Genomic DNA, 18,456 nt, shown 5'->3' on the forward strand with positions numbered 1-18,456 from the left:
ATGAAATTGGAAATTAAAAGCTCCCGGACAACCGTTAATCTCAGATATATACTTTTATTTATTCTTTTTTATTTCTCACTCCTTATTTCTGCATCAGCAGAGGAATCTTTAAATATATCTTCCGACTCCCTGGAGTATATATCCAGAGAGAATACATATATCGGGAAAGGAAATGTCAGCATACTGTATAAAGACCAAAGCCTGAAAGCCGACGAAGTGCGCCTGAACAATTCCACATCTGATGCCGTTGCGACAGGCAATATTATTTATGAAAGCAGTGAAACTATTATTAATGCTGATAAGCTGGAGTTGAACCTTGAAAATAAACTGGGCACAATTTATAAAAGCTACATATTATATAAAAAGAAAAATTACCACATCAGAGGCGGGGACCTGACAAAGACAGGGGATGAAAGTTATAAGATGGATCGAGCCACTGTTACAACATGTGATGCAAACCCTCCTGAATGGCATATCTCTGCTGAAGACATCATAGCGGTTGAGCACGAAAGACTGACCCTCAAAAATGCGAAATTCTATATAAGAAACATTCCTGTTCTATATACACCGTATTTCACCGTCCCTTTATTGGGCAAGCGAGAGACAGGTTTATTGAACCCGACTATCGGATATACAAATACTAAAGGATTCACTTACAAACAGGGGTTTTTCTGGGCCATACGTGACAACATGGATGCAACCATCTACCTTGATTACTATAGCAATAAAGGGCTTGGCAAAGGTCTTGATTACAGGTATATATCAAACCCTGAGTCTCTTGGAGAAGTATGGCTGTACAACCTGAGGGACAATGACCTATCAAAAGAATTGACTGAGATCAAGACCTACCATAACCGTAAGCTCCCATTTAACATATCCAGCTACCTGAAAATTCACGCGGTAAATGATTTTGATTATTACAATATCCTTGAGTCAACCACTCCTGACAGGTTCGGGCTATCATCAAAGGAACCGGCTTTTTTCGGCTTCCTGGCTAACGAGAGGCGGCAAAAATATCTTGAATCAAACCTGCATTTTTCAAAACCTTTCTATAACGGAAGGGTGTATCTCCTAAGCCAGTACAGACAAAACCTTGAGGGAAGCTCGGGTACAATACCTCAAAATCTACCGGAAATAGGCATCATAATGAATACAGTTACCTATGGGCCAGCCTCTTTCAATGTCGCACTTAAAGGTGCAAATTTCTGGAGAGATCAGGGACAGATCGGACAGAGGATCGATCTGAATCCGAATTTATTTTTGAGCTTTGGAAGGATAGTTAATGTTACCCAGAAAATAGGGTTACGTGAAACAGCCTATTTTTTAACATCCCCGAACAAGAACAGGAACAGGCTGCTATTTGACCTGAGTACTTCATTGTCAACAAGTTTACTAAAGAAATTCAAATCATTCAATCAAATTGTTGAGCCTTCAATTGAGTATACATACATCCCTGATGTTGAACAGGACGATATAACAACATTTGACTCAACAGATCATATCCCTCAGACAAGCAGCATAACCTACTCACTCACAAATAGGCTTGCCAGCTCTGTTGCCCAAAAAAGGCTTGAATCAAGATTCAGGCTGTCACAAAGCTACAGCCTGCTTAGCACCGACAGGCCGTTTACCCCTGTAGTCGTGGAAGGCGCATTTTCAAGCGACAGATTGAGCTTTAAAATAAACGCATCATATGATACATATGACATGAGGATAACAGATACTATCGCATCTGTTAATCTAAAGAGCGAAACCGGCTTTATAAGCCTGGGGAAAAACTTCCGGCGCTCTACGCTTCTTGACCAGTACTCGATTGAAGCAGGCCTTTACCATCCGATAAAAGTTTACAATAAAAGCCTTCCTGTAGAGATGTACGGCAAGCTGTGGTACGACCTTAAGGGCGGGGGAATACAGGAGCTGAATCTAAAGACTACATATAAACGCCAATGCTGGGGATTTACCGCTTCTTATACAAAAAAACCTCTTGAATACCAGATCATGTTCGGCATCGAGTTTACCGGACTTGGCACAGTTCAGTTAGGATGATGGCCCTTTGCTTCGTTCCAGCACGCCTCCATCTCAGAAAGCTTCATATCTGAAACCTCCATGCCCCGCTCAGCAGCAATTCTCTCGATATGCTCAAACCGCGCAATAAATTTACTTATGGTCTTCCGCAGGGCATCCTCAGGATTTACTTTGACAAAGTTTGATATGCTGACAAGAACAAAAAATATATCACCAAGCTCATCTTCGACATTGCTGTAATCTTTCTTTAAAAGCGCCCGCTTGAACTCGCCGACCTCTTCATCAAGTTTTTTAAAAACATCCTCTATATTATCCCAGTCAAACCCGACGCCGGACGCCTTGGCCTGCAGCTCCTGCGCCCTCAAAAGAGACGGAAGCGTCTTCGGCACTCCGTCTAAAATAGATCTTACCTTCTTCTTTTCTGATCTCTTGTGCTCCTCCCACCATTTTGATACATCAGCAGATGTCTTGAAATCCTTATCCCCGAAGACATGAGGATGCCTCCTGACCATCTTGCTGACGATCCCCTCAATTACATCATCTATTTCAAACAGCCCCTCCTCCTTTGCGATCTGAGAGTGGAGGGCTATCTGAAGGAGAAGGTCCCCCAGTTCCTCTTTAATATGATCAGAGTCATTTTCATCAAAAGCATCAAGAAGCTCGTAAAGCTCTTCAATAAGATAAGGCCTCAGGCTGTCCCTTGTCTGCTCCTTGTCCCATGGGCATCCATCCGGCCCCCTGAGCCTGTCAACCACCTTTATTAATTCTTCAAGTTTCATTTTGATCCTAAATATTGAATTGCATATTATATGTTTTCAACTTAATAAGATACAAACAGATCGGTTATGGCGCTGGAATATGGAACGAAAAAATAGTATAGTATAAAAACATTCAACCAGATCAAATGGAGGATAAAATGGTAGTAGGCAAACCGCTTCTCACGGTACTGCAGATACAGGATAGGGTCAAAGAGCTTGCCAAGGAAATATCAACTGATTACAAGGGCAAGGAGATCATATCGATCGGGGTTCTTAAAGGCGCATTTATATTCTTCTCAGATCTTGTAAAATTAATCCAGGTCCCCACAGATATCGACTTCCTCAACGTCTCCAGCTACAGCAAGACAGAGAGCACCGGCAAGATAAAGATCCATACCGATATCAGAGAAGACATACGCGGCAGACATGTTCTCCTCATAGAGGACATTATTGATACAGGGATCACAATTAATTATCTCAAGAAGAAGCTCCTTGCAAAAAAACCTGCCTCACTTAAGATATGCTGCCTGCTTGACAAGAAAGAGCGGAGAAAAGTTGACGCAGGAATTGACTATACAGGCTTCGAGATACCGGACAAATATCTGGTTGGTTACGGGCTTGATTACGAGAATAAATTCAGGAACCTTCCTTATATTGCAATACTGAAGAAGCGGGGTTAAGGATTTAAGACAGAATACTACTATATCTCCGAGTCCTATTCAGGCGTTATATTTTTTAAATAGTTTACAGCATTTTTGTTGCCGAGTTCTGCCGATCTCCTAAAGCTTGCTAAAGCCTTTTTCCCGTCTCCCATGTCCTTATAGCAGAGCCCGAGGTAAAAATAAGCTGTCGAGTTTTTCGGGTCCTTTGCAAGTGCAGTTTCATAATCACTGACCGCCTTTTGAAAATCACCGGTCTTCCTGTATGTATTTCCGCGATTGTTGTATACCCTTATGTAATCAGGTTCAAGCTCTATAGACTTGGAATAGTCGTCTAAAGCTTCTTTGTATCTTCCCATGCTTTCATAGGCAAAACCCCTGTTGTTGTATGCCTTGCCGCTCCACCGGTCGAGCTCTATGGCCTTGGTATAGTCCTGGACAGCAAGGTCAAACTTGCCCATATTGCTGTATACAACTCCACGGTTGCTGTATGCCTTTGCGTACTCCGGGTCTATATCTATAGCCTTGTCATAGTCCCTGACGGCATCATCATATCTCTTCATCTTCATGAAGACATTTCCACGGTTGCTGTACACACCTGACAATCCTGGATCTACCTCCACCGCCTTTGTGAAATCTTTAACGGCAAGATCAAGCTTGTCCATGCTCTCATAAGCGCTGCCGCGGTTGCTGTATGCCTTTGCATGGCGCGGGTCGATCTCGATCGCCTTGCTGTAGTCATCTATAGCTTTCACGAACTCTTTCCTCTCCCAATAGACAACCCCTCGGTTCAGGTAAGCGATAGGCACCCTGTCAGGGAAAAGTTTTATCTGGTATGACCAGAGGGATACCGTATCCTTCCATACAGGAATATTGATTAAAGTGATATTTATCAGCACACCGGTAATGATGCCTAATAAAAGTACATACATAATCCTCAGGCTGCTGGAATATGTCCTTATGAAAAGATCGCCTGCAGCAATACCGACTAAGATCAGAGGGCCAAGAGATGGAAGATATGTATACCTGTTGGCTGCGGAAAAACTTCCGGTCTGCGCTATGCCGATAACGGGAAGCAGCGTAACAACATAGTAAAACCAGAGAGCAGGAACCAGCCTCTTCTTCCTTAAAAGATAAAGACTCAGCATGGTTATAATTATAAAAAGAGCAGTAGCGCCCATATATTCAAAAGAGGGAATTGTTATTTCTCTGGGATAAGGATAGTAAGGGGCAAGGCCGGACGGGATGACCATCTTGTAAAGATAAAAGATATACCCTTTCATGGCAACAAAGAAACGCATGTAAACCGGATGCGTTTCCATGCCCATCACTGCCCCTTTTTCATTATGTGTATATAAGGCCACTGCCGAAACAAATAGGCTCATGCAGATGAATGGGATCTTTTCAATGACCGTCTTCTTTACTTCACCCCATCCCTTATCAGGCAGCAGTCTGCCAAGGGGATAATAGTCAAGAATAATAAGAACCAAAGGCAGGGTCACAGCCATTGACTTACTCATGAGAGACATAGCAAAGAAAACTATTGAACCGGCATAATACCTTTTATTACAAACAGTTACAGAACAATACTTCAAGTAGCTTAGGATACTCAGAATGTAAAAAAACGAGTAGAGAACATCCTTCCTCTCTGCAGTCCATGCCACTGACTCAACACGCAGAGGATGCAGGCCGAATAGCATAGCAGTGACCGATGCCGCAACAAGAGGCATCGTTATCCCTTTCTCATCTTTTGACCTCCCAAGCTTAACCAGAAAGAAAACAAGCACAAAGACAAGAAATGTGTTCAGCCCGTGAAAGATATTATTTGTCAGGTGATATCCAAAAGGGTCTTTCCCCCAAAAGAAATAATCAATTGCAAGCGATGTTACCGTGACAGGGTACCATGCAGCAATGGCAACATCTGTGAAGGCCCACTTAAAAAAGTCAGTATCAATCGACTGTATATTCCTGTTTTCAGCTACAAGCAGGTTATCGTCCCATATCAGAAACTCACCTTTTAACGCAGGAATAAATACAATGAACGCGGTCAGTGCTATCGCACATGCAACAGATAAGATGATTACTTTTTCCCGAAGAGAATAAGAGTGAGATATTTCTGTTTGGCAGGGTTTGTTATCTTTTCTTGATTTAGACATAAGGCTGATAGAAAAAACAGAAACAAAAAATGGTGCCGAAGGCCGGACTCGAACCGGCACAGCCAAAAGACCGAGGGATTTTAAGTCCCTTGCGTCTACCAATTCCGCCACTCCGGCGACACATTAATTACTGCATAAAAAATAACTGCCAAACTAAAAACAACCTTAAAATGGAATTTTATTATACACGATTACTGCATGAAAAAAGATTGGATACTTCCTGAGATTACAATTGCTCAGCAGAAATCTTACGAATCACATCAGCTATCTCCCGGCTTAAACTTTGAAGCGACCGGCTCATTGCCGTTACAACGGCAGCATGGCCCTGCCCCTCTATAGATTCATTAATTTTTGATTCACTTACATGAACCACTTTTTTATCCTTTCCGTCAGATATGGTCCACCGCGCTGACAGCGCAACCTCATTCTCTGAGATCTTGCCGAATTTAGTGATTCGGAGATCAATACGGTATTTTGCAGGAACAGGCTGACGCCACGAAACAAGTGTAACCCCATCTGATACAAGAAGCTCTGAAATATCTGCTGTAATAACATGGGAAATATCATCCTTCAGAGATCCGGCCCAGCGGTCAAATTCGGAATATACAAGTTGATTGCTGCCTGAATAAAAGACTATCTGCGGCCTGTCGAGTACGTCAGGTATTTCAACCGGGCCAAGAGCTATTAAAACCCTTTCATGCGTCTCAACGGATCGTTGAACAACAGCCTGGCTACTTATTGAATTTAAAGTATAAAATCTTGATTCTTTTGTAACAGCGCATCCGGTTACAAGCGTAATTAATACAATAAAACATAATACCGCTGACCTGTGAAATAAAGAGTTCATAGTCTTATTCTCCTTCGGAATCCCGTTTGCCTCTTATCAGCGCCTCGGGATGCTGCTCAATATAATCAGCCATGAAACGTATCGAACGCGCCGCAGCTGAAAGCTCTTTAAGCGCGTTATTCAGTTCATAGACAGATTCTGAATCTTTTGCTGTAATACTCTTGACCGCCTCCATCGCATCCCGTGTTGTTGCCAGTGTATCTTTAATTTCAGCAGCCAGGTCAGCAGGCGCGCCCTCTTCCATCTTGATAGTCTTTTCAAACTGCCCAAGCGCGGATTGAGCCGCTATGGAAGTATTGATGACGCTGTTTGCAAGAGGGGTAAACTGTTTGTCTATATTTGCCAGCAGCGAATGGATATCCTTCAGCGCCTGATCAAATGAGCCGACGCTCCCGATCAGTTCCGGGGAGTTCACGATCTTCTCTATCCCCTCTATGGCTTTTACCATTTTACTGAACATCTCTTCGATCGGGAGGCTGCCCAATTTTTCTGTCAGCGCTTCAAGGTCTGAAGAGATGGTCGGGATCTCAGGATACTCGCCCTTTATCCCCGCCAGCGTTGCTGGCTTATCAGGATAAAAATCAAGGTTTATCATAAGCTGGCCTGTCACCATGCTCTGCATCTGAAGCTGAGCCCTGAGGCCTTTGGTGATAAGCTGATCAATATATCCTTTCCCCATCTCCCGAACATTATCCTGAGATATGAACTTTTCAGGTTCAATATCAATGATCACAGGGATGCGCATTGACAGGTCTTCTGAATTAAACTGCAACAAGATATCAGTCACTGAACCTATCTTGACGCCCCTGAACATGACCGGAGATCCGATATTTAAACCCTTTACTGAGCCTTTAAAATAGAGCACATGCTTCTCCATTTTGGTAAAGAGCCTGCCTGACCCGAAGATCAGTACACCTGCGATTACCAGAACAACCGCGCCCACGACAAAACTGCCGATCAAAGTTTTATTTGCCTGTTTGCTCATTTGATTTCTCCATTATTTATTCCCTTCCTCTTGTTAGAAAGTTATGTACCTTAGGATTCTTTGACTCGGCAAGCAGCCTCTTCGGATCTCCGCCTGCGATCATGGTCCTTGCGTCAGCATCGAGAAAGATGGAATTGTTTCCTATCGCAAGGATGCTTGCAAGCTCATGGGTCACTATGACAAAAGTAGCGCCGAGACTGTCCCTGAGTTCCAGTATCAAATCATCCATAAGCCTTGCGCTTATAGGGTCGAGTCCTGAAGATGGCTCATCAAAAAAGAGTATGTCAGGGTCAAGCGCCATGGCACGCGCCAGTCCTGCGCGTTTCTTCATGCCTCCGCTTAATTCAGAAGGATAGTACTCTTCAAATCCTGATAAGCCGACCAGAGAGAGTTTAAGCGAAACTATCTCTTTTATCTTCTCCGATGACAGGTCAGTATACTCTTCCAGCGGCAGTGCCACATTCTCTGCAAGTGTCATTGAACTCCAGAGAGCTCCGCTCTGGAACAAAACGCCGAAGCGCCTTTTTAAACGCTCCTTGTCATCAGGCTCCGCGTCCCAGTAGCTTTCGCCTGCATAAAGCACACGTCCTTCTTGCGGCCTCTGGAGCCCGATCAAATGACGGAGCAGAGTGCTCTTGCCGCATCCGCTGCCGCCCATGATGACAAATATGTCACCCCTGTTGACCGTGAACGAGATGTCCCTCTGCACCACAAAGTCCCCGAATCCCATAGTGAGGTTCTCAACTGTTATATGTGGTTTCAATTGATCCATTTGTCTAATTTAAAGCACCTACTGTTGGCTTGTCCGGAATCTTCCCCTCTAAAAAGAGGGGTTAGGGGTGTGTTTTATCTCAACATCCCCCTGCATCCCCCTTTGTTAAGGGGGAATAATAGTGTCATATCCCTATCACCTGGCAGACAAAAGTTATTACCGCAGTTGCCACTATTATACTGACAATTCCTGTAACAACTGCTGAAGTGCCTGCGTCTCCTACAGATGAAGCGCTTCTGCCGCACTGCATCCCCCTCAGGCATCCTGACATTGAGACAAGCACTCCAAAGACAACGCTGTGAAAGAGACCGATCCATAGGTTGTCCATGCTCACAGCTTTCTTTGTCTCCATAACATATTCCATCACAGTAAGATCCATCATCCCTACTCCGACTATCATGCCGCCCAGTATTCCCATGAGATCCGCGTAAAGGCAGAGAAGCGGCATCATCAGGGTCAGTGCGATAATACGCGGAAGAACCAGAAACTCGATAGGTGAAATGCCCATGGTCTCAAGCGCGTCGATCTCTTCATTGACCTGCATCGTCCCGATCTGCGCGGCAAACGCTGCGCCTGTGCGGCCAGCCATGATAATGCCTGTCATGATCGCTCCCATCACGCGCACCATGCCTATGCCCACAAGGTCTGCTATGTATATCTGAGCGCCGAACATCCTTAACTGGATAGCGCCGATGAATGCGAGGATGAGGCCTACAAGAAGGCTGATGAGCGAGACTATGAAGAATGCCTTTGGGCCGCAATCCTGAATGATGACAAACAATTCAGAACGCCGGTACCGCGCCCTGCCGAGCAGTAATCTTCCAAAGGATGAGGTGACATCGCCTATGAAATCAAGTATCCCGATTGATGAATCCCGAAGGTCAATTGCCGCCTCGCCCATTTGTGTGAGAAAAGAAGATTCGACAACTTCCCTTCGCGCGCCTTTTTTCTCAGGAACGGCAGAGGCAAGGTCAAGCAGCCTCTGAACCCCCTGAGGCAGTCCGTTTATATCAACATGGATATTATTCTTTGAACATCGGTCAATGATCCTGATAATAAAAGTAAGCAGCCCGCTGTCCCAGTCTGTGACGCCTTCTGATTCAAAGATTATCTTCTTGATCCCTGAACCAGCTTCTACCTGCTTCTGAACCTCATCGGCAGACGGCAGCGCCTTCCCGATCCTGCAATCACCTGCGATATGAACAAGCAGAGTATCGCCGTCCTTCCGGCTGAAGCTCATCCCGCATTGTGCTGAAACACTTTCCATAATATTGTCTGTCTGCCTTTAATGTTTCAGATAAGTTTACATCTTACAGTATTAAAATGGTAGCAGAAAGTTGCAGATAATTACGAAGGCATCAACTCAAATAATTGCAAATCAAATCTTAAACCAGACACCTGCCGTCAAAACTCTTTTCATCAATGCCGAGAAGTGAGATTATCGTGGGGCCTACATCAACAATGTTGATATCAGAAACATCTATCTTGCGGTTAATAAAGAAGGTCGCATCATCTCTTGTATGCCCGCCTGTGAAATGGCCCATGCCTGAGATCTCAGTCTTGTTTATCGCGCTCTTCAGGTCAAAACCTTTATGAGGAAGAGCGACAAGATCAGGAGCGTCAGCAAGCAGGGCTCCGCTGTAAACCTCTTCCTTGAAGAGAACCTCTTTGATCACCTTCTCGCCATCCACTTCAAGCGAGAGAAGTTCATTCTTGAGTTTCTTCCTTAGGCCTTCATACTCGCCTGCATCAACACTGCCGCGTGAATATTTTCCTTTTGAATGAATATAAAATCTTGCAGGGTCAAGCGCGAATACCATGCTCTCCTGATGTATCGTTTCAAAAGAGTCAGGGTTCTCCTTTGTGAACTTCAGGTAACCTCTCTCCTTCAGCCAGGAGTTCAAATATATCTCTTTCTTTATCGTTGTGAAGCCATGATCTGACAATATGATAAACGGGGTTTCATCACCCGCCTTCTTATTCATCTCTCCTATCAGCGCGTCAAGATCCCTGTAAAAATTTAGAAAGAAGGTGTGAATTGCATGGCCTTCATCATCAAGCGCGGCCCAGAGATAATGATGAAGCCTGTCCGTCTCTGTCACCACACCTATAAAAAGGTCCCAGTCATCCTCGTTGAGAAAATGAAGTATCGCCTTCTTTCTGATATCAAAGGTCGTTTTTATATTCTCTGCCAGCGCGGCTGATGATTCTCTCGCCTTCTGAGTATCAACATCCATCTTATATCCGATGCTCTTTAAGTATTCATATGCTGATTCAGGATACGTCGCTTTCTTAAGATCAAGAGAGACAAAGCCGGATGTGAGAACTCCATTCAATTCTCTGGCGGGATAAGTAGATGGGACATTGAGCACAACGCTTCTCTTGCCGTTCCTTCCGGCGACATCCCAGAGAGTTGCGCTCTTCATATCATCAGCATTAGGGAACTTCCATTTGTATGTATCCTTCTGCACTTCAGTGAAGCCGTAGATACCATGCCGCCCGGGATTCACACCGGTCATGAAGGTGCTCCATGAGGTTGAAGAGACCTCTGGTATTGAAGCTGTCATCGGCGAGAGTGTGCCTCCGGCAATCATCTTTGCGAGGTTAGGCATAATGCCTGAATCAATAAACCTCTTAAGAAGACTGCAAGGCACACCGTCTATGCCGAGAACAATGACCTTGTTCTGTTTGGCCGCTTTTTTCTTAAAGATATTGAACATTGCTGCTCTACATATAACCCAGATCTCTGAGCTTGCTCATTATCTCCTCTTTGCCCTGTCCGCGGCCTGCCCTTTCATATGTATTCTCAAGATCCTGCTCCCATGCCGGGATGTCTGACATCTTTGTAGTAGAGCCTTTTGCGCCGAGTGAACGATAGCCTATATTGTATAAAGTGCAGAAAGGCACCTTGTACTGGAATATGAAATCCCATATATCGCGCTCTTTAAAATGCAGGATCGGCTGTATACGCATATGCGGCGGATTCTTCCGCGGGCTGAAGAATGTTTCCTGTACGCGCGCCTCCTGCTCATCCCATCTGATCGCGGTTGCAAGAGCGGTGATCTTATTCTCTTCAAGGAACATGTTCATGGCTATAGTCTTCATCAGGTGGTTGCCGATAAACGACTCAGGCTCGAACGGGAACTCCTCATCTGTGATCTCCAGAAGCGCGATCTCCTTTCTGTTGCGCTCATTAAGGCTGCTGACCTTTACCATATCGCCGACCTTTTCCGCCTTGGAAGCCACATCAATGTTCTTTGCGATACGGGCATCAAGGTTCCACTCTTTTTTAAGCTGGTTGAAGATGTCCCATATCTCTTCAAACACATAGCCCTCGTCAATGAACATGCACATCGGCATCTTTACTCCAAGCTCTTTGCATGACTCCCTGAAGAGCCAGGTCATTGTTGTGCTGTCCTTTCCGCCGGTCCAGGCTAACGCAAGGTTGTCAACGCCAAACTTATCAATAGCCTCCTTGATTATCTTCTTTGAGTGCGCTATCTTTTCTTCAAGGCTCAAACCCATCAACCTCTCCATCTCTTCCATCGACATTGACTCTGCTGTCATAACTCCTCCTTTAATTTAAAAAATTATCCTAAGTTCAACTTTCTCAGTTCAGTCTTCTTTATCTTGCCTGTAGCGGTCTTTGGAAATTCATCAACCGGTATTATCTTTCTCGGAATCTTGAACCGTGCAATACGCCTCTTGAGATGATCCCTTATCTCTGTCTCATCAAATGAGAGTCCCTCTTTTATTTTTATGAAGAGTATCGATATCTCTGAACCCCTGCCGTCAGGCACGCCCACCATAGCGCACTCTTCAATTGAGTCATGCTCCATTATAACATCTTCAACCTCTCTGGGATAAATATTCATGCCGTCCACAATGATAAGGTCTTTCTTTCTGTCAACTATATAAATGTATCCGTCCTCGTCAATCCTTGCCATATCGCCTGTATACAGCCATCCATCCTTTAAGACAGAGGCTGTTTCATCCGGCCTGTTATAGTAACCCTTCATTACATTCGGGCCTTTGACCCTCAGTTCTCCTATCTCTCCCAAGTTAACTCTTTCCCCATCTTCTCCGATAATGCTGACCTCAACGCCCGGCAGCGGCGGGCCGACTGATGACGGCTTTCTTGTGCCTTCGACTGGATTCACCGCAACAACTGGCGATGCCTCAGTAAGCCCGTAGCCCTCGACCAAAGGCGCTTTAAACCGCTTTTCAAATGCATAGATGATATCCGGAGGCAAAGCAGCAGCTCCTGAAACACAGACCCTGATCATTGTGAAGAGTTTAAATAAGAGCATGAATAAGAGAGGTATCCTCTTTTTAGAGAGTATGCTGTAGATCGTGGGGATAGCCACAAAAAAAGTGATCCTGTCCCTAAAGACGCTCTTGATCACCTTTGAGAAAGGCTTTACTGAAGGCAGCAGTATTATGCTTGCGCCTGAATATACAGGAAGAATAACGCAGACGGTAAAAGTGAACGAGTGAAAAAGCGGCAGAAAAAGAAGCACCCTGTCCCTGCATGATAAACGCATTACCTGCATGCATGACTCGACATTTGATATGAGGTTATGATGTGTGAGCATCGCGCCCTTTGGAAAACCGGTCGTTCCGGATGTGTATAAAAAAACCGCTGTATCATCAGCAGACCCTTTGTATGGCTCTGCGTCTTCTTCCGGCACTTCATCAAACAACACCTTCCTGATATCAAGTCCCGGCTTTAACTTATCAAGCTTTTTCGAAAGATCTCTGCCATGTATAACGATCCTGCAGCCTGAGTCATTGATAATGAACGAGATCTCATCCGGGGTTAAGAACGTATTAATTGGAACAGCGATACCTCCGGCCCTCAGGATGGCGAAGTAACTGATGATATACTCAGGGCTGTTATCCATCAGGATGGCAGCGCGCTCACCTGCTTTAAGCCCGAGCGCTCTCAGCCCGCCTGCTGTCAATGTCACACGCCGGTTTGCCTCTGCATAGGAGTATTTCCTGTCCCCAAACTTTATGCAGGTTTTATGCGGATGCTCAGCAGCCCTCTGTAATAATAGATCGCTTAAAGTCATTGGTCACCTGATATTATCATATTATATTTCATGGCAGCCGCAATTCATATCGCATCTCTTTATAATTATCCTGCATAGGGTTATAATATTGCGTCAAAGGAAATAATATACATGGATATAGTTCAGTATCTGAAAAACAAAAAAGAGCTTGTCGACAGCTATCTTGAGGCATATGTCTCATCCAAAAAAGGCCAGAACGGCTGCCCCAAAGAGCTTTATGAGGCGATGAGATACGCGCTTATGGCAGGCGGCAAGAGGATAAGGCCCATACTGGCGCTCGCAGGCTATGAGGCTGTTAACGGCAAAACAAATAACGTAATGCCTGTTGCTTCCTCACTTGAACTCATACATACATATTCATTGATCCATGACGACCTTCCAGCAATGGATGATGATGATATGAGAAGGAACATGCCGACCACTCATATCGCCTTCGGAGAAGCCACAGCAATACTTGCGGGCGATGCGCTGCTGACCGAGGCATTCAATATCATCTCCAACTCAAAAGCAGAACCCGGCATACTCATCAATGTGATAAAAGAGGTCACACATGCCTGCGGGCCTGACGGAATGGTCGGAGGGCAGACTGTAGACATACTGATGGAAGGTAAGAAGGCGGAAAAGGACGACATCATCTATATTCATACACATAAGACCGGCGTATTTATTAAGGCTGCTGTGCGCGTTGGCGCCATTATGGCAGATGCCACAGAAGATGAACTTGCCGCATTGACAACTTACGGAGATAAAGTCGGCCTCGCATTTCAGATTGCTGATGACATCCTTGATATAACCGGCACCACAGAGGAGCTCGGAAAGACAGCAGGCTCTGATAATACAAACGCTAAAAACACCTACCCCTCCATCTTCGGCATTGATGAGTCAAGAAAGATAGCCGAGGCACTGATATCTGATGCCATTAAGGCGCTTAGAGGTTTTGATGAAAAAGCAGACCCGCTCAGGGAGATAGCAAAATATATTATATCGAGGCGGAATTAGATATATTCATGCATATAGAAAAGATCAAAGGCCCGGATGATGTAAAAAAGCTCACACTTGAGGAACTTAACGAGCTTGCAAAAGAGTTAAGGGAAACGATCATCGAGAGAGTCGCGCTTAACGGAGGGCATCTTGCCCCGAGCCTCGGCGTCGTTGACCTTACGATCGCGCTTCATTATGTCTTCAACTCACCGGTTGATAAGATAATCTGGGATGTAGGCCACCAGTCATATTCGCATAAGCTTCTTACAGGCAGATACAATTCTTTCGCAACCATCAGGCAGCATGGCGGCATCTCAGGATTCCCAAAAATATCTGAAAGCCCGCATGATTCCTTCGGCACAGGCCACAGCTCAACATCCATCTCTGCCGCACTGGGAATGGTTGCGGCAAAAAACCACAACCGGAAAAATTACAAAGCGATAGCTGTCATAGGCGACGGAGCCATGACTGCGGGGCTTGCCTTTGAGGGGCTGAACCATGCGGGACACCTCAAGAAAGACCTGATCGTAATACTCAATGACAACGAGATGTCCATATCACCCAATGTCGGCGCTCTCTCTGCGTATCTGAGAAAGATGCTGATGGGCGACTTTTATACAAAGTTCAAGAAAGAGACAAAACTTCTTCTGGACCGTTTCCCAAAAGTTGGAGAGCCTGTGCTCAAGATGGCTAAAAAAGCTGAAGATACCTTCAAGGGCTTTGTTGTTCCGGGAATGCTCTTTGAGGAACTCGGGTTTGAATATGTCGGCCCTGTTGACGGCCACAAGATAGAACAGCTTATTGAGACATTTGAGAGGTTCAAGGACTTCCCCGGGCCTGTGCTCATACACGCGATAACCAAAAAGGGGAAAGGGTATCCGATGGCTGAAAAAGAGCCGGGGATATTCCACGGCATCGGGCCTTTTGATATTGAAACCGGAGAGACCGTCTCTTCTTCGAATGTCTCATACAGCGAGGTATTCGGAAGGACTCTTGTTTCACTTGCAAAGGATGATGACAGGATAGTCGCTATCACAGCTGCAATGACAGAGGGCACAGGCCTTTCAGAATTCGTCAGAACATTCCCAAAGAGGTTCTATGATGTCGGTATCGCTGAACCGCATGCTGTCACATTTGCGGCAGGGCTTGCAACCCAGGGTGTCAAACCTGTAGTCGCGATCTATTCCACGTTCCTTCAGAGGTCGTATGATGAGATCATCCATGATGTATGCCTTCAGAACCTTCCTGTAGTCTTTGCCATCGACAGGGCCGGGATAGTCGGAGATGACGGGCCCACGCATAACGGCGCGTTTGACCTCTCATTTCTAAGGCACATACCTAACCTTGTAGTCATGGCTCCGAAAGACGGAGATGAGCTTCAGTGCATGCTCAAGACTGCCCTTGCACTTAACGGCCCGGCTGCGATCAGATATCCGAGAGGCGCTGCTGCCGAAAGTTATGAAGAGATAGATATTAAAGAGATACCTATAGGCAAAGCCGAGGTTCTGAAAGAGGGCAAGGACCTGCTGATACTTGCCATAGGCAATATGGTAATGCCCTCGCTTGAAGCCGCAAAGCTGCTTGTTGACGCCGGCATTGACGCCGCAGTTGTTAATACAAGATTTCTGAAACCTCTTGATACCGGAACTATAATAAAACTTGCGAAAGAGACAGGCCATGTACTTACTGTTGAGGAGAACACCATATCAGGCGGTTTCGGCAGCGCAGTGATAGAAGAGTTCACAAAGGCCGGTGTTGAAGGTGTTAAGGTCAGGATGCTCGGCATACCTGACAGGTTCATTGAACAGGGCACGCAAAAACTTCTCAGAAAAGAACTCGGACTCGATACAGACGGCATTACAAAAGAAGCGCTTGCACTTGTCAACAGGAAAACTCCCATGACACATAAAGTCAACTGATTAACAATCCATATTAAGTCATGAGCAAAGAGAAAGAGTTAAATAATATCTTCCAGCACTTCAGGAAAGACCTTCGCGGTTTTATAGATATTTCATTGCAGGAAGATGAGACTTCCTGGAACGAGTGGCTCTCTCATATAAAGCGGGATATTGCCATCAGATGCTGGGAGATAAAAAAGTGCGCTAAAAAAGATTGCCCGGCATTTATGAATACATGCGGCCGCTGCTGGATCATCGCAGGCACCATGTGCGGTGAAGACCCGCATGGCCAATTTGCCATTAAATACGGCAACTGCATTAAATGCAACGTGTATCAGCAAGCCGTGCTCACAGACCCTGAAAACGAGATCTATGAACACCTCATCATCCTTGTGCACAGTTTAAGGATCAAACAGCAGGAACTGAAGACCATGGCATTGCATGACATCCTCACAGGCCTTCATAACAGAAATTATCTGGATATATACCTTGAAAGAGAAAAGAAGAAGATCAAAAGGTATGGCGGAAGTTTAACACTCTTTATGTTCGACCTCAATAATTTTAAAAATATTAATGACACTTACGGGCATCAGCACGGAGATGGTGTCCTGAAAGAGTTTGCTTCGATCCTGAAAATGTCGATCAGAGACACTGACCTGCTGATACGTTACGGCGGGGATGAATTTCTTATAATCAAGACTGAATCATCAGGCCATGAAAATGATATCATGCTGGATCGCATCAGGCAGAATATCGCAAATTGGAACGAAGAGTACGGGAGCGAGAATTACAGCCTCTCTTTCAGTTACGGCAATGCTGTTTACGATCAAGACAAAGATATAGAACAGGTGATCGAAAAGGCGGACGCAGAGATGTACAAAGACAAACAGAAACATCAAAAGCCTTTGTAATCTCTTCCCCTCGTCCCCTCACCTCTTAGACATCGGGGTATAACTCTTCTTCCCTTTTAATGATGAAATGAACGAGGGCCTTATTATCCTGCCCTGCACTATCTCCTCGATCCTGTGAGCTGACCAGCCGGAGACCCTTGCCATTGCGAATATCGGGGTGAAGAGGTCTTCAGGTATCCCCATGCACTGATATACAAAGCCGGAGTAGAAATCAACATTCGTGCAGACTATCTTAGCCTTCTTTTCTCTGACAAGCCCCGGCGCCAGCTTTGCGATCCTCTTATAAAGGGCGAACTCCTTTTCCCTGCCTGCCATCTTCGCAAGCTCTTCTCCCTTCTTCTCCAGGAATACCGCTCTCGGGTCTGTCAATGTGTAAACCGCGTGGCCCAAACCATAGATCTTCCCTGACCTGTCACCTGCTTTCTTATCAAGGATCATCTCAAGATAGGCTTTTACTTCTTCATCATCATCCCAATCCTTCAGCTTGCGCTTGATGTCATTAACCATCCTTACGACAGCCTCATTCGCTCCGCCGTGAAGATGTCCTGAGAGAGATCCGATACCCGCGCAGATCGCCATGTAAGTATTTGCCCCGGATGATGAGACGCACCTTGTCGTGAATGTTGAGTTGTTGCCGCCGCCGTGCTCTGCGTGAAATACAAGCATGGTGTCAAAGAGTTCTGCCGTGAACCTGTCAGGAACTTTGCCTGTGAGCATGTAGAGAAAATTCTCGGAAGTGCTGAGCTTGGGATCAGGCTCGATCAATTTCGTATTGTCCTTCTTCTTCATCAATCTCGTCTGATAATTGTAAGCTATGATCGTAGGCAGCTTTGCTATCAGGTCAATGCACTGCCTGGTCACATCCTTCATATCAGTGGAGTTCGGGTCTTTATCAAAAAGATGCATTGCTGACACAATGTTATGAAGCGAACCCATCTGGTCGTCATGCTTCGGCCTGTTGAGTATTATCTCCTTGGCTTCCTCAGGCAGTGCGCGCCTCTTCCCAAGCGCCTTTGAAAAGCTCTTCAGGTCTTCTTTCCCCGGAAGCTCTCCGGTCAAAAGGAGATAGACGGTCTCTTCAAATCCGAACCTCTTTTCCTTCTCTTTCCCGCTTACCAGATCTTCAACATCATAGCCGCAATAGTAGAGTTTTCCGGGTATAGGATTTAGTTTCTCCACACCATCGCCGGTAATGATCTTCTCATATCCTAAAACCTGCCCTTTGCTGGTGATGCCGACAATTACGCCTGAACCGTCCTCGTTCCTCAGGCCTAATTTGATATTCTTCTCCCTGATTATCTTGGGATCTATCCTGTCATGCAGCAAAGCAAGCTCCTCAACCTTCTTGATAACACTCTCCATTTCATTCCGCCTCCAATATAATGTCTG

Annotated in this window: 15 protein-coding genes and 1 tRNA gene; 5 read left to right on the top strand and 11 right to left on the bottom strand. The window is 45.4% G+C overall.

What is annotated here, in order from left to right; genetic code table 11:
- Positions 1 to 6: 6 nt before the first annotated feature.
- Positions 7 to 2,046: an LPS assembly protein LptD gene (lptD, locus tag Q7U10_01775; GenBank protein MDO8281349.1), complete on the top strand. Its 2,040-nt coding sequence runs from the start codon at positions 7 to 9 to the stop codon at positions 2,044 to 2,046.
- Here lptD and mazG read toward each other — a convergent pair.
- Positions 2,034 to 2,804, bottom strand: a complete 771-nt coding sequence (mazG, locus tag Q7U10_01780; GenBank protein MDO8281350.1) for a nucleoside triphosphate pyrophosphohydrolase — start codon at positions 2,802 to 2,804, stop codon at positions 2,034 to 2,036. The genes lptD and mazG overlap by 13 nt on opposite strands.
- A 137-nt stretch (positions 2,805 to 2,941) precedes the next feature.
- Here mazG and hpt point away from each other — a divergent pair, with 137 nt between their 5' ends.
- Positions 2,942 to 3,463 carry a hypoxanthine phosphoribosyltransferase gene (gene hpt / locus Q7U10_01785; protein MDO8281351.1) on the top strand — a complete coding sequence of 174 codons (522 nt, stop codon included), beginning with the start codon at positions 2,942 to 2,944 and terminating at the stop codon, positions 3,461 to 3,463.
- Positions 3,464 to 3,498: 35 nt separating this feature from the next.
- On the opposite strand, the gene Q7U10_01790 is transcribed toward hpt, so the two are convergent.
- From Q7U10_01790 to Q7U10_01830, 9 genes are all read right to left on the bottom strand, one after another.
- Positions 3,499 to 5,598, bottom strand: a complete 2,100-nt coding sequence (locus Q7U10_01790; protein ID MDO8281352.1) for a tetratricopeptide repeat protein — start codon at positions 5,596 to 5,598, stop codon at positions 3,499 to 3,501.
- A gap of 30 nt (positions 5,599 to 5,628) precedes the next feature.
- Positions 5,629 to 5,715 (bottom strand) — tRNA-Leu (locus tag Q7U10_01795).
- A gap of 109 nt (positions 5,716 to 5,824) precedes the next feature.
- Positions 5,825 to 6,445 carry a PqiC family protein gene (locus Q7U10_01800; GenBank protein ID MDO8281353.1) on the bottom strand — a complete coding sequence of 207 codons (621 nt, stop codon included), beginning with the start codon at positions 6,443 to 6,445 and terminating at the stop codon, positions 5,825 to 5,827.
- A 4-nt stretch (positions 6,446 to 6,449) separates the two neighbouring features.
- Positions 6,450 to 7,430 (bottom strand): MlaD family protein, encoded by a 981-nt coding sequence (locus Q7U10_01805; protein ID MDO8281354.1) that lies wholly within the window; start codon positions 7,428 to 7,430, stop codon positions 6,450 to 6,452.
- A gap of 16 nt (positions 7,431 to 7,446) precedes the next feature.
- Positions 7,447 to 8,202 (bottom strand): ATP-binding cassette domain-containing protein, encoded by a 756-nt coding sequence (locus tag Q7U10_01810; protein MDO8281355.1) that lies wholly within the window; start codon positions 8,200 to 8,202, stop codon positions 7,447 to 7,449.
- 124 nt (positions 8,203 to 8,326) lie between these two features.
- Positions 8,327 to 9,469 (bottom strand): ABC transporter permease, encoded by a 1,143-nt coding sequence (locus Q7U10_01815; GenBank protein ID MDO8281356.1) that lies wholly within the window; start codon positions 9,467 to 9,469, stop codon positions 8,327 to 8,329.
- Between the two features lie 118 nt (positions 9,470 to 9,587).
- Positions 9,588 to 10,922: an alkaline phosphatase family protein gene (locus Q7U10_01820; GenBank protein MDO8281357.1), complete on the bottom strand. Its 1,335-nt coding sequence runs from the start codon at positions 10,920 to 10,922 to the stop codon at positions 9,588 to 9,590.
- Between the two features lie 7 nt (positions 10,923 to 10,929).
- A complete protein-coding gene (locus Q7U10_01825) occupies positions 10,930 to 11,769 on the bottom strand; it encodes a phosphoadenosine phosphosulfate reductase family protein (GenBank protein MDO8281358.1) in 840 nt (279 codons plus the stop codon).
- Positions 11,770 to 11,792: 23 nt separating this feature from the next.
- A complete protein-coding gene (locus tag Q7U10_01830) occupies positions 11,793 to 13,277 on the bottom strand; it encodes a long-chain fatty acid--CoA ligase (GenBank protein MDO8281359.1) in 1,485 nt (494 codons plus the stop codon).
- 111 nt (positions 13,278 to 13,388) lie between these two features.
- Here Q7U10_01830 and Q7U10_01835 point away from each other — a divergent pair, with 111 nt between their 5' ends.
- Genes Q7U10_01835 through Q7U10_01845 form a run of 3 tightly spaced genes read left to right on the top strand, consistent with a single transcriptional unit; the run spans position 13,389 to position 17,067 of the window.
- Positions 13,389 to 14,276: a polyprenyl synthetase family protein gene (locus Q7U10_01835; protein MDO8281360.1), complete on the top strand. Its 888-nt coding sequence runs from the start codon at positions 13,389 to 13,391 to the stop codon at positions 14,274 to 14,276.
- A gap of 8 nt (positions 14,277 to 14,284) precedes the next feature.
- Positions 14,285 to 16,177, top strand: coding sequence for a 1-deoxy-D-xylulose-5-phosphate synthase (gene dxs, locus Q7U10_01840; protein MDO8281361.1), 1,893 nt, complete (start codon positions 14,285 to 14,287; stop codon positions 16,175 to 16,177).
- 20 nt (positions 16,178 to 16,197) lie between these two features.
- Entirely contained in the window at positions 16,198 to 17,067 is an 870-nt protein-coding gene (locus Q7U10_01845; GenBank protein ID MDO8281362.1) for a GGDEF domain-containing protein, read from the top strand.
- Between the two features lie 18 nt (positions 17,068 to 17,085).
- Here Q7U10_01845 and Q7U10_01850 read toward each other — a convergent pair whose 3' ends face one another.
- Complete coding sequence (locus Q7U10_01850; GenBank protein MDO8281363.1) at positions 17,086 to 18,429, bottom strand: citrate synthase; 1,344 nt, start codon at positions 18,427 to 18,429, stop codon at positions 17,086 to 17,088.
- Between the last annotated feature and the right edge of the window lie 27 nt (positions 18,430 to 18,456).

Source organism: Thermodesulfovibrionia bacterium (assembly GCA_030646035.1).
Lineage (GTDB): Bacteria > Nitrospirota > Thermodesulfovibrionia > UBA6902 > UBA6902 > JACQZG01.

Excerpts from the sequence above, each read along its gene's own strand:
- Q7U10_01835 (MDO8281360.1), top strand. The coding sequence starts at position 13,389 with ATGGATATAGTTCAGTATCTGAAAAACAAAAAAGAGCTTGTCGACAGC.
- Q7U10_01805 (MDO8281354.1), bottom strand. The coding sequence starts at position 7,430 with ATGAGCAAACAGGCAAATAAAACTTTGATCGGCAGTTTTGTCGTGGGC.
- Q7U10_01845 (MDO8281362.1), top strand. The coding sequence starts at position 16,198 with ATGAGCAAAGAGAAAGAGTTAAATAATATCTTCCAGCACTTCAGGAAA.
- Q7U10_01810 (MDO8281355.1), bottom strand. The coding sequence starts at position 8,202 with ATGGATCAATTGAAACCACATATAACAGTTGAGAACCTCACTATGGGA.
- hpt (MDO8281351.1), top strand. The coding sequence starts at position 2,942 with ATGGTAGTAGGCAAACCGCTTCTCACGGTACTGCAGATACAGGATAGG.
- mazG (MDO8281350.1), bottom strand. The coding sequence starts at position 2,804 with ATGAAACTTGAAGAATTAATAAAGGTGGTTGACAGGCTCAGGGGGCCG.
- Q7U10_01830 (MDO8281359.1), bottom strand. The coding sequence starts at position 13,277 with ATGACTTTAAGCGATCTATTATTACAGAGGGCTGCTGAGCATCCGCAT.
- Q7U10_01800 (MDO8281353.1), bottom strand. The coding sequence starts at position 6,445 with ATGAACTCTTTATTTCACAGGTCAGCGGTATTATGTTTTATTGTATTA.
- Q7U10_01790 (MDO8281352.1), bottom strand. The coding sequence starts at position 5,598 with ATGTCTAAATCAAGAAAAGATAACAAACCCTGCCAAACAGAAATATCT.
- Q7U10_01820 (MDO8281357.1), bottom strand. The coding sequence starts at position 10,922 with ATGTTCAATATCTTTAAGAAAAAAGCGGCCAAACAGAACAAGGTCATT.
- Q7U10_01815 (MDO8281356.1), bottom strand. The coding sequence starts at position 9,469 with ATGGAAAGTGTTTCAGCACAATGCGGGATGAGCTTCAGCCGGAAGGAC.
- dxs (MDO8281361.1), top strand. The coding sequence starts at position 14,285 with ATGCATATAGAAAAGATCAAAGGCCCGGATGATGTAAAAAAGCTCACA.
- Q7U10_01825 (MDO8281358.1), bottom strand. The coding sequence starts at position 11,769 with ATGACAGCAGAGTCAATGTCGATGGAAGAGATGGAGAGGTTGATGGGT.
- Q7U10_01850 (MDO8281363.1), bottom strand. The coding sequence starts at position 18,429 with ATGGAGAGTGTTATCAAGAAGGTTGAGGAGCTTGCTTTGCTGCATGAC.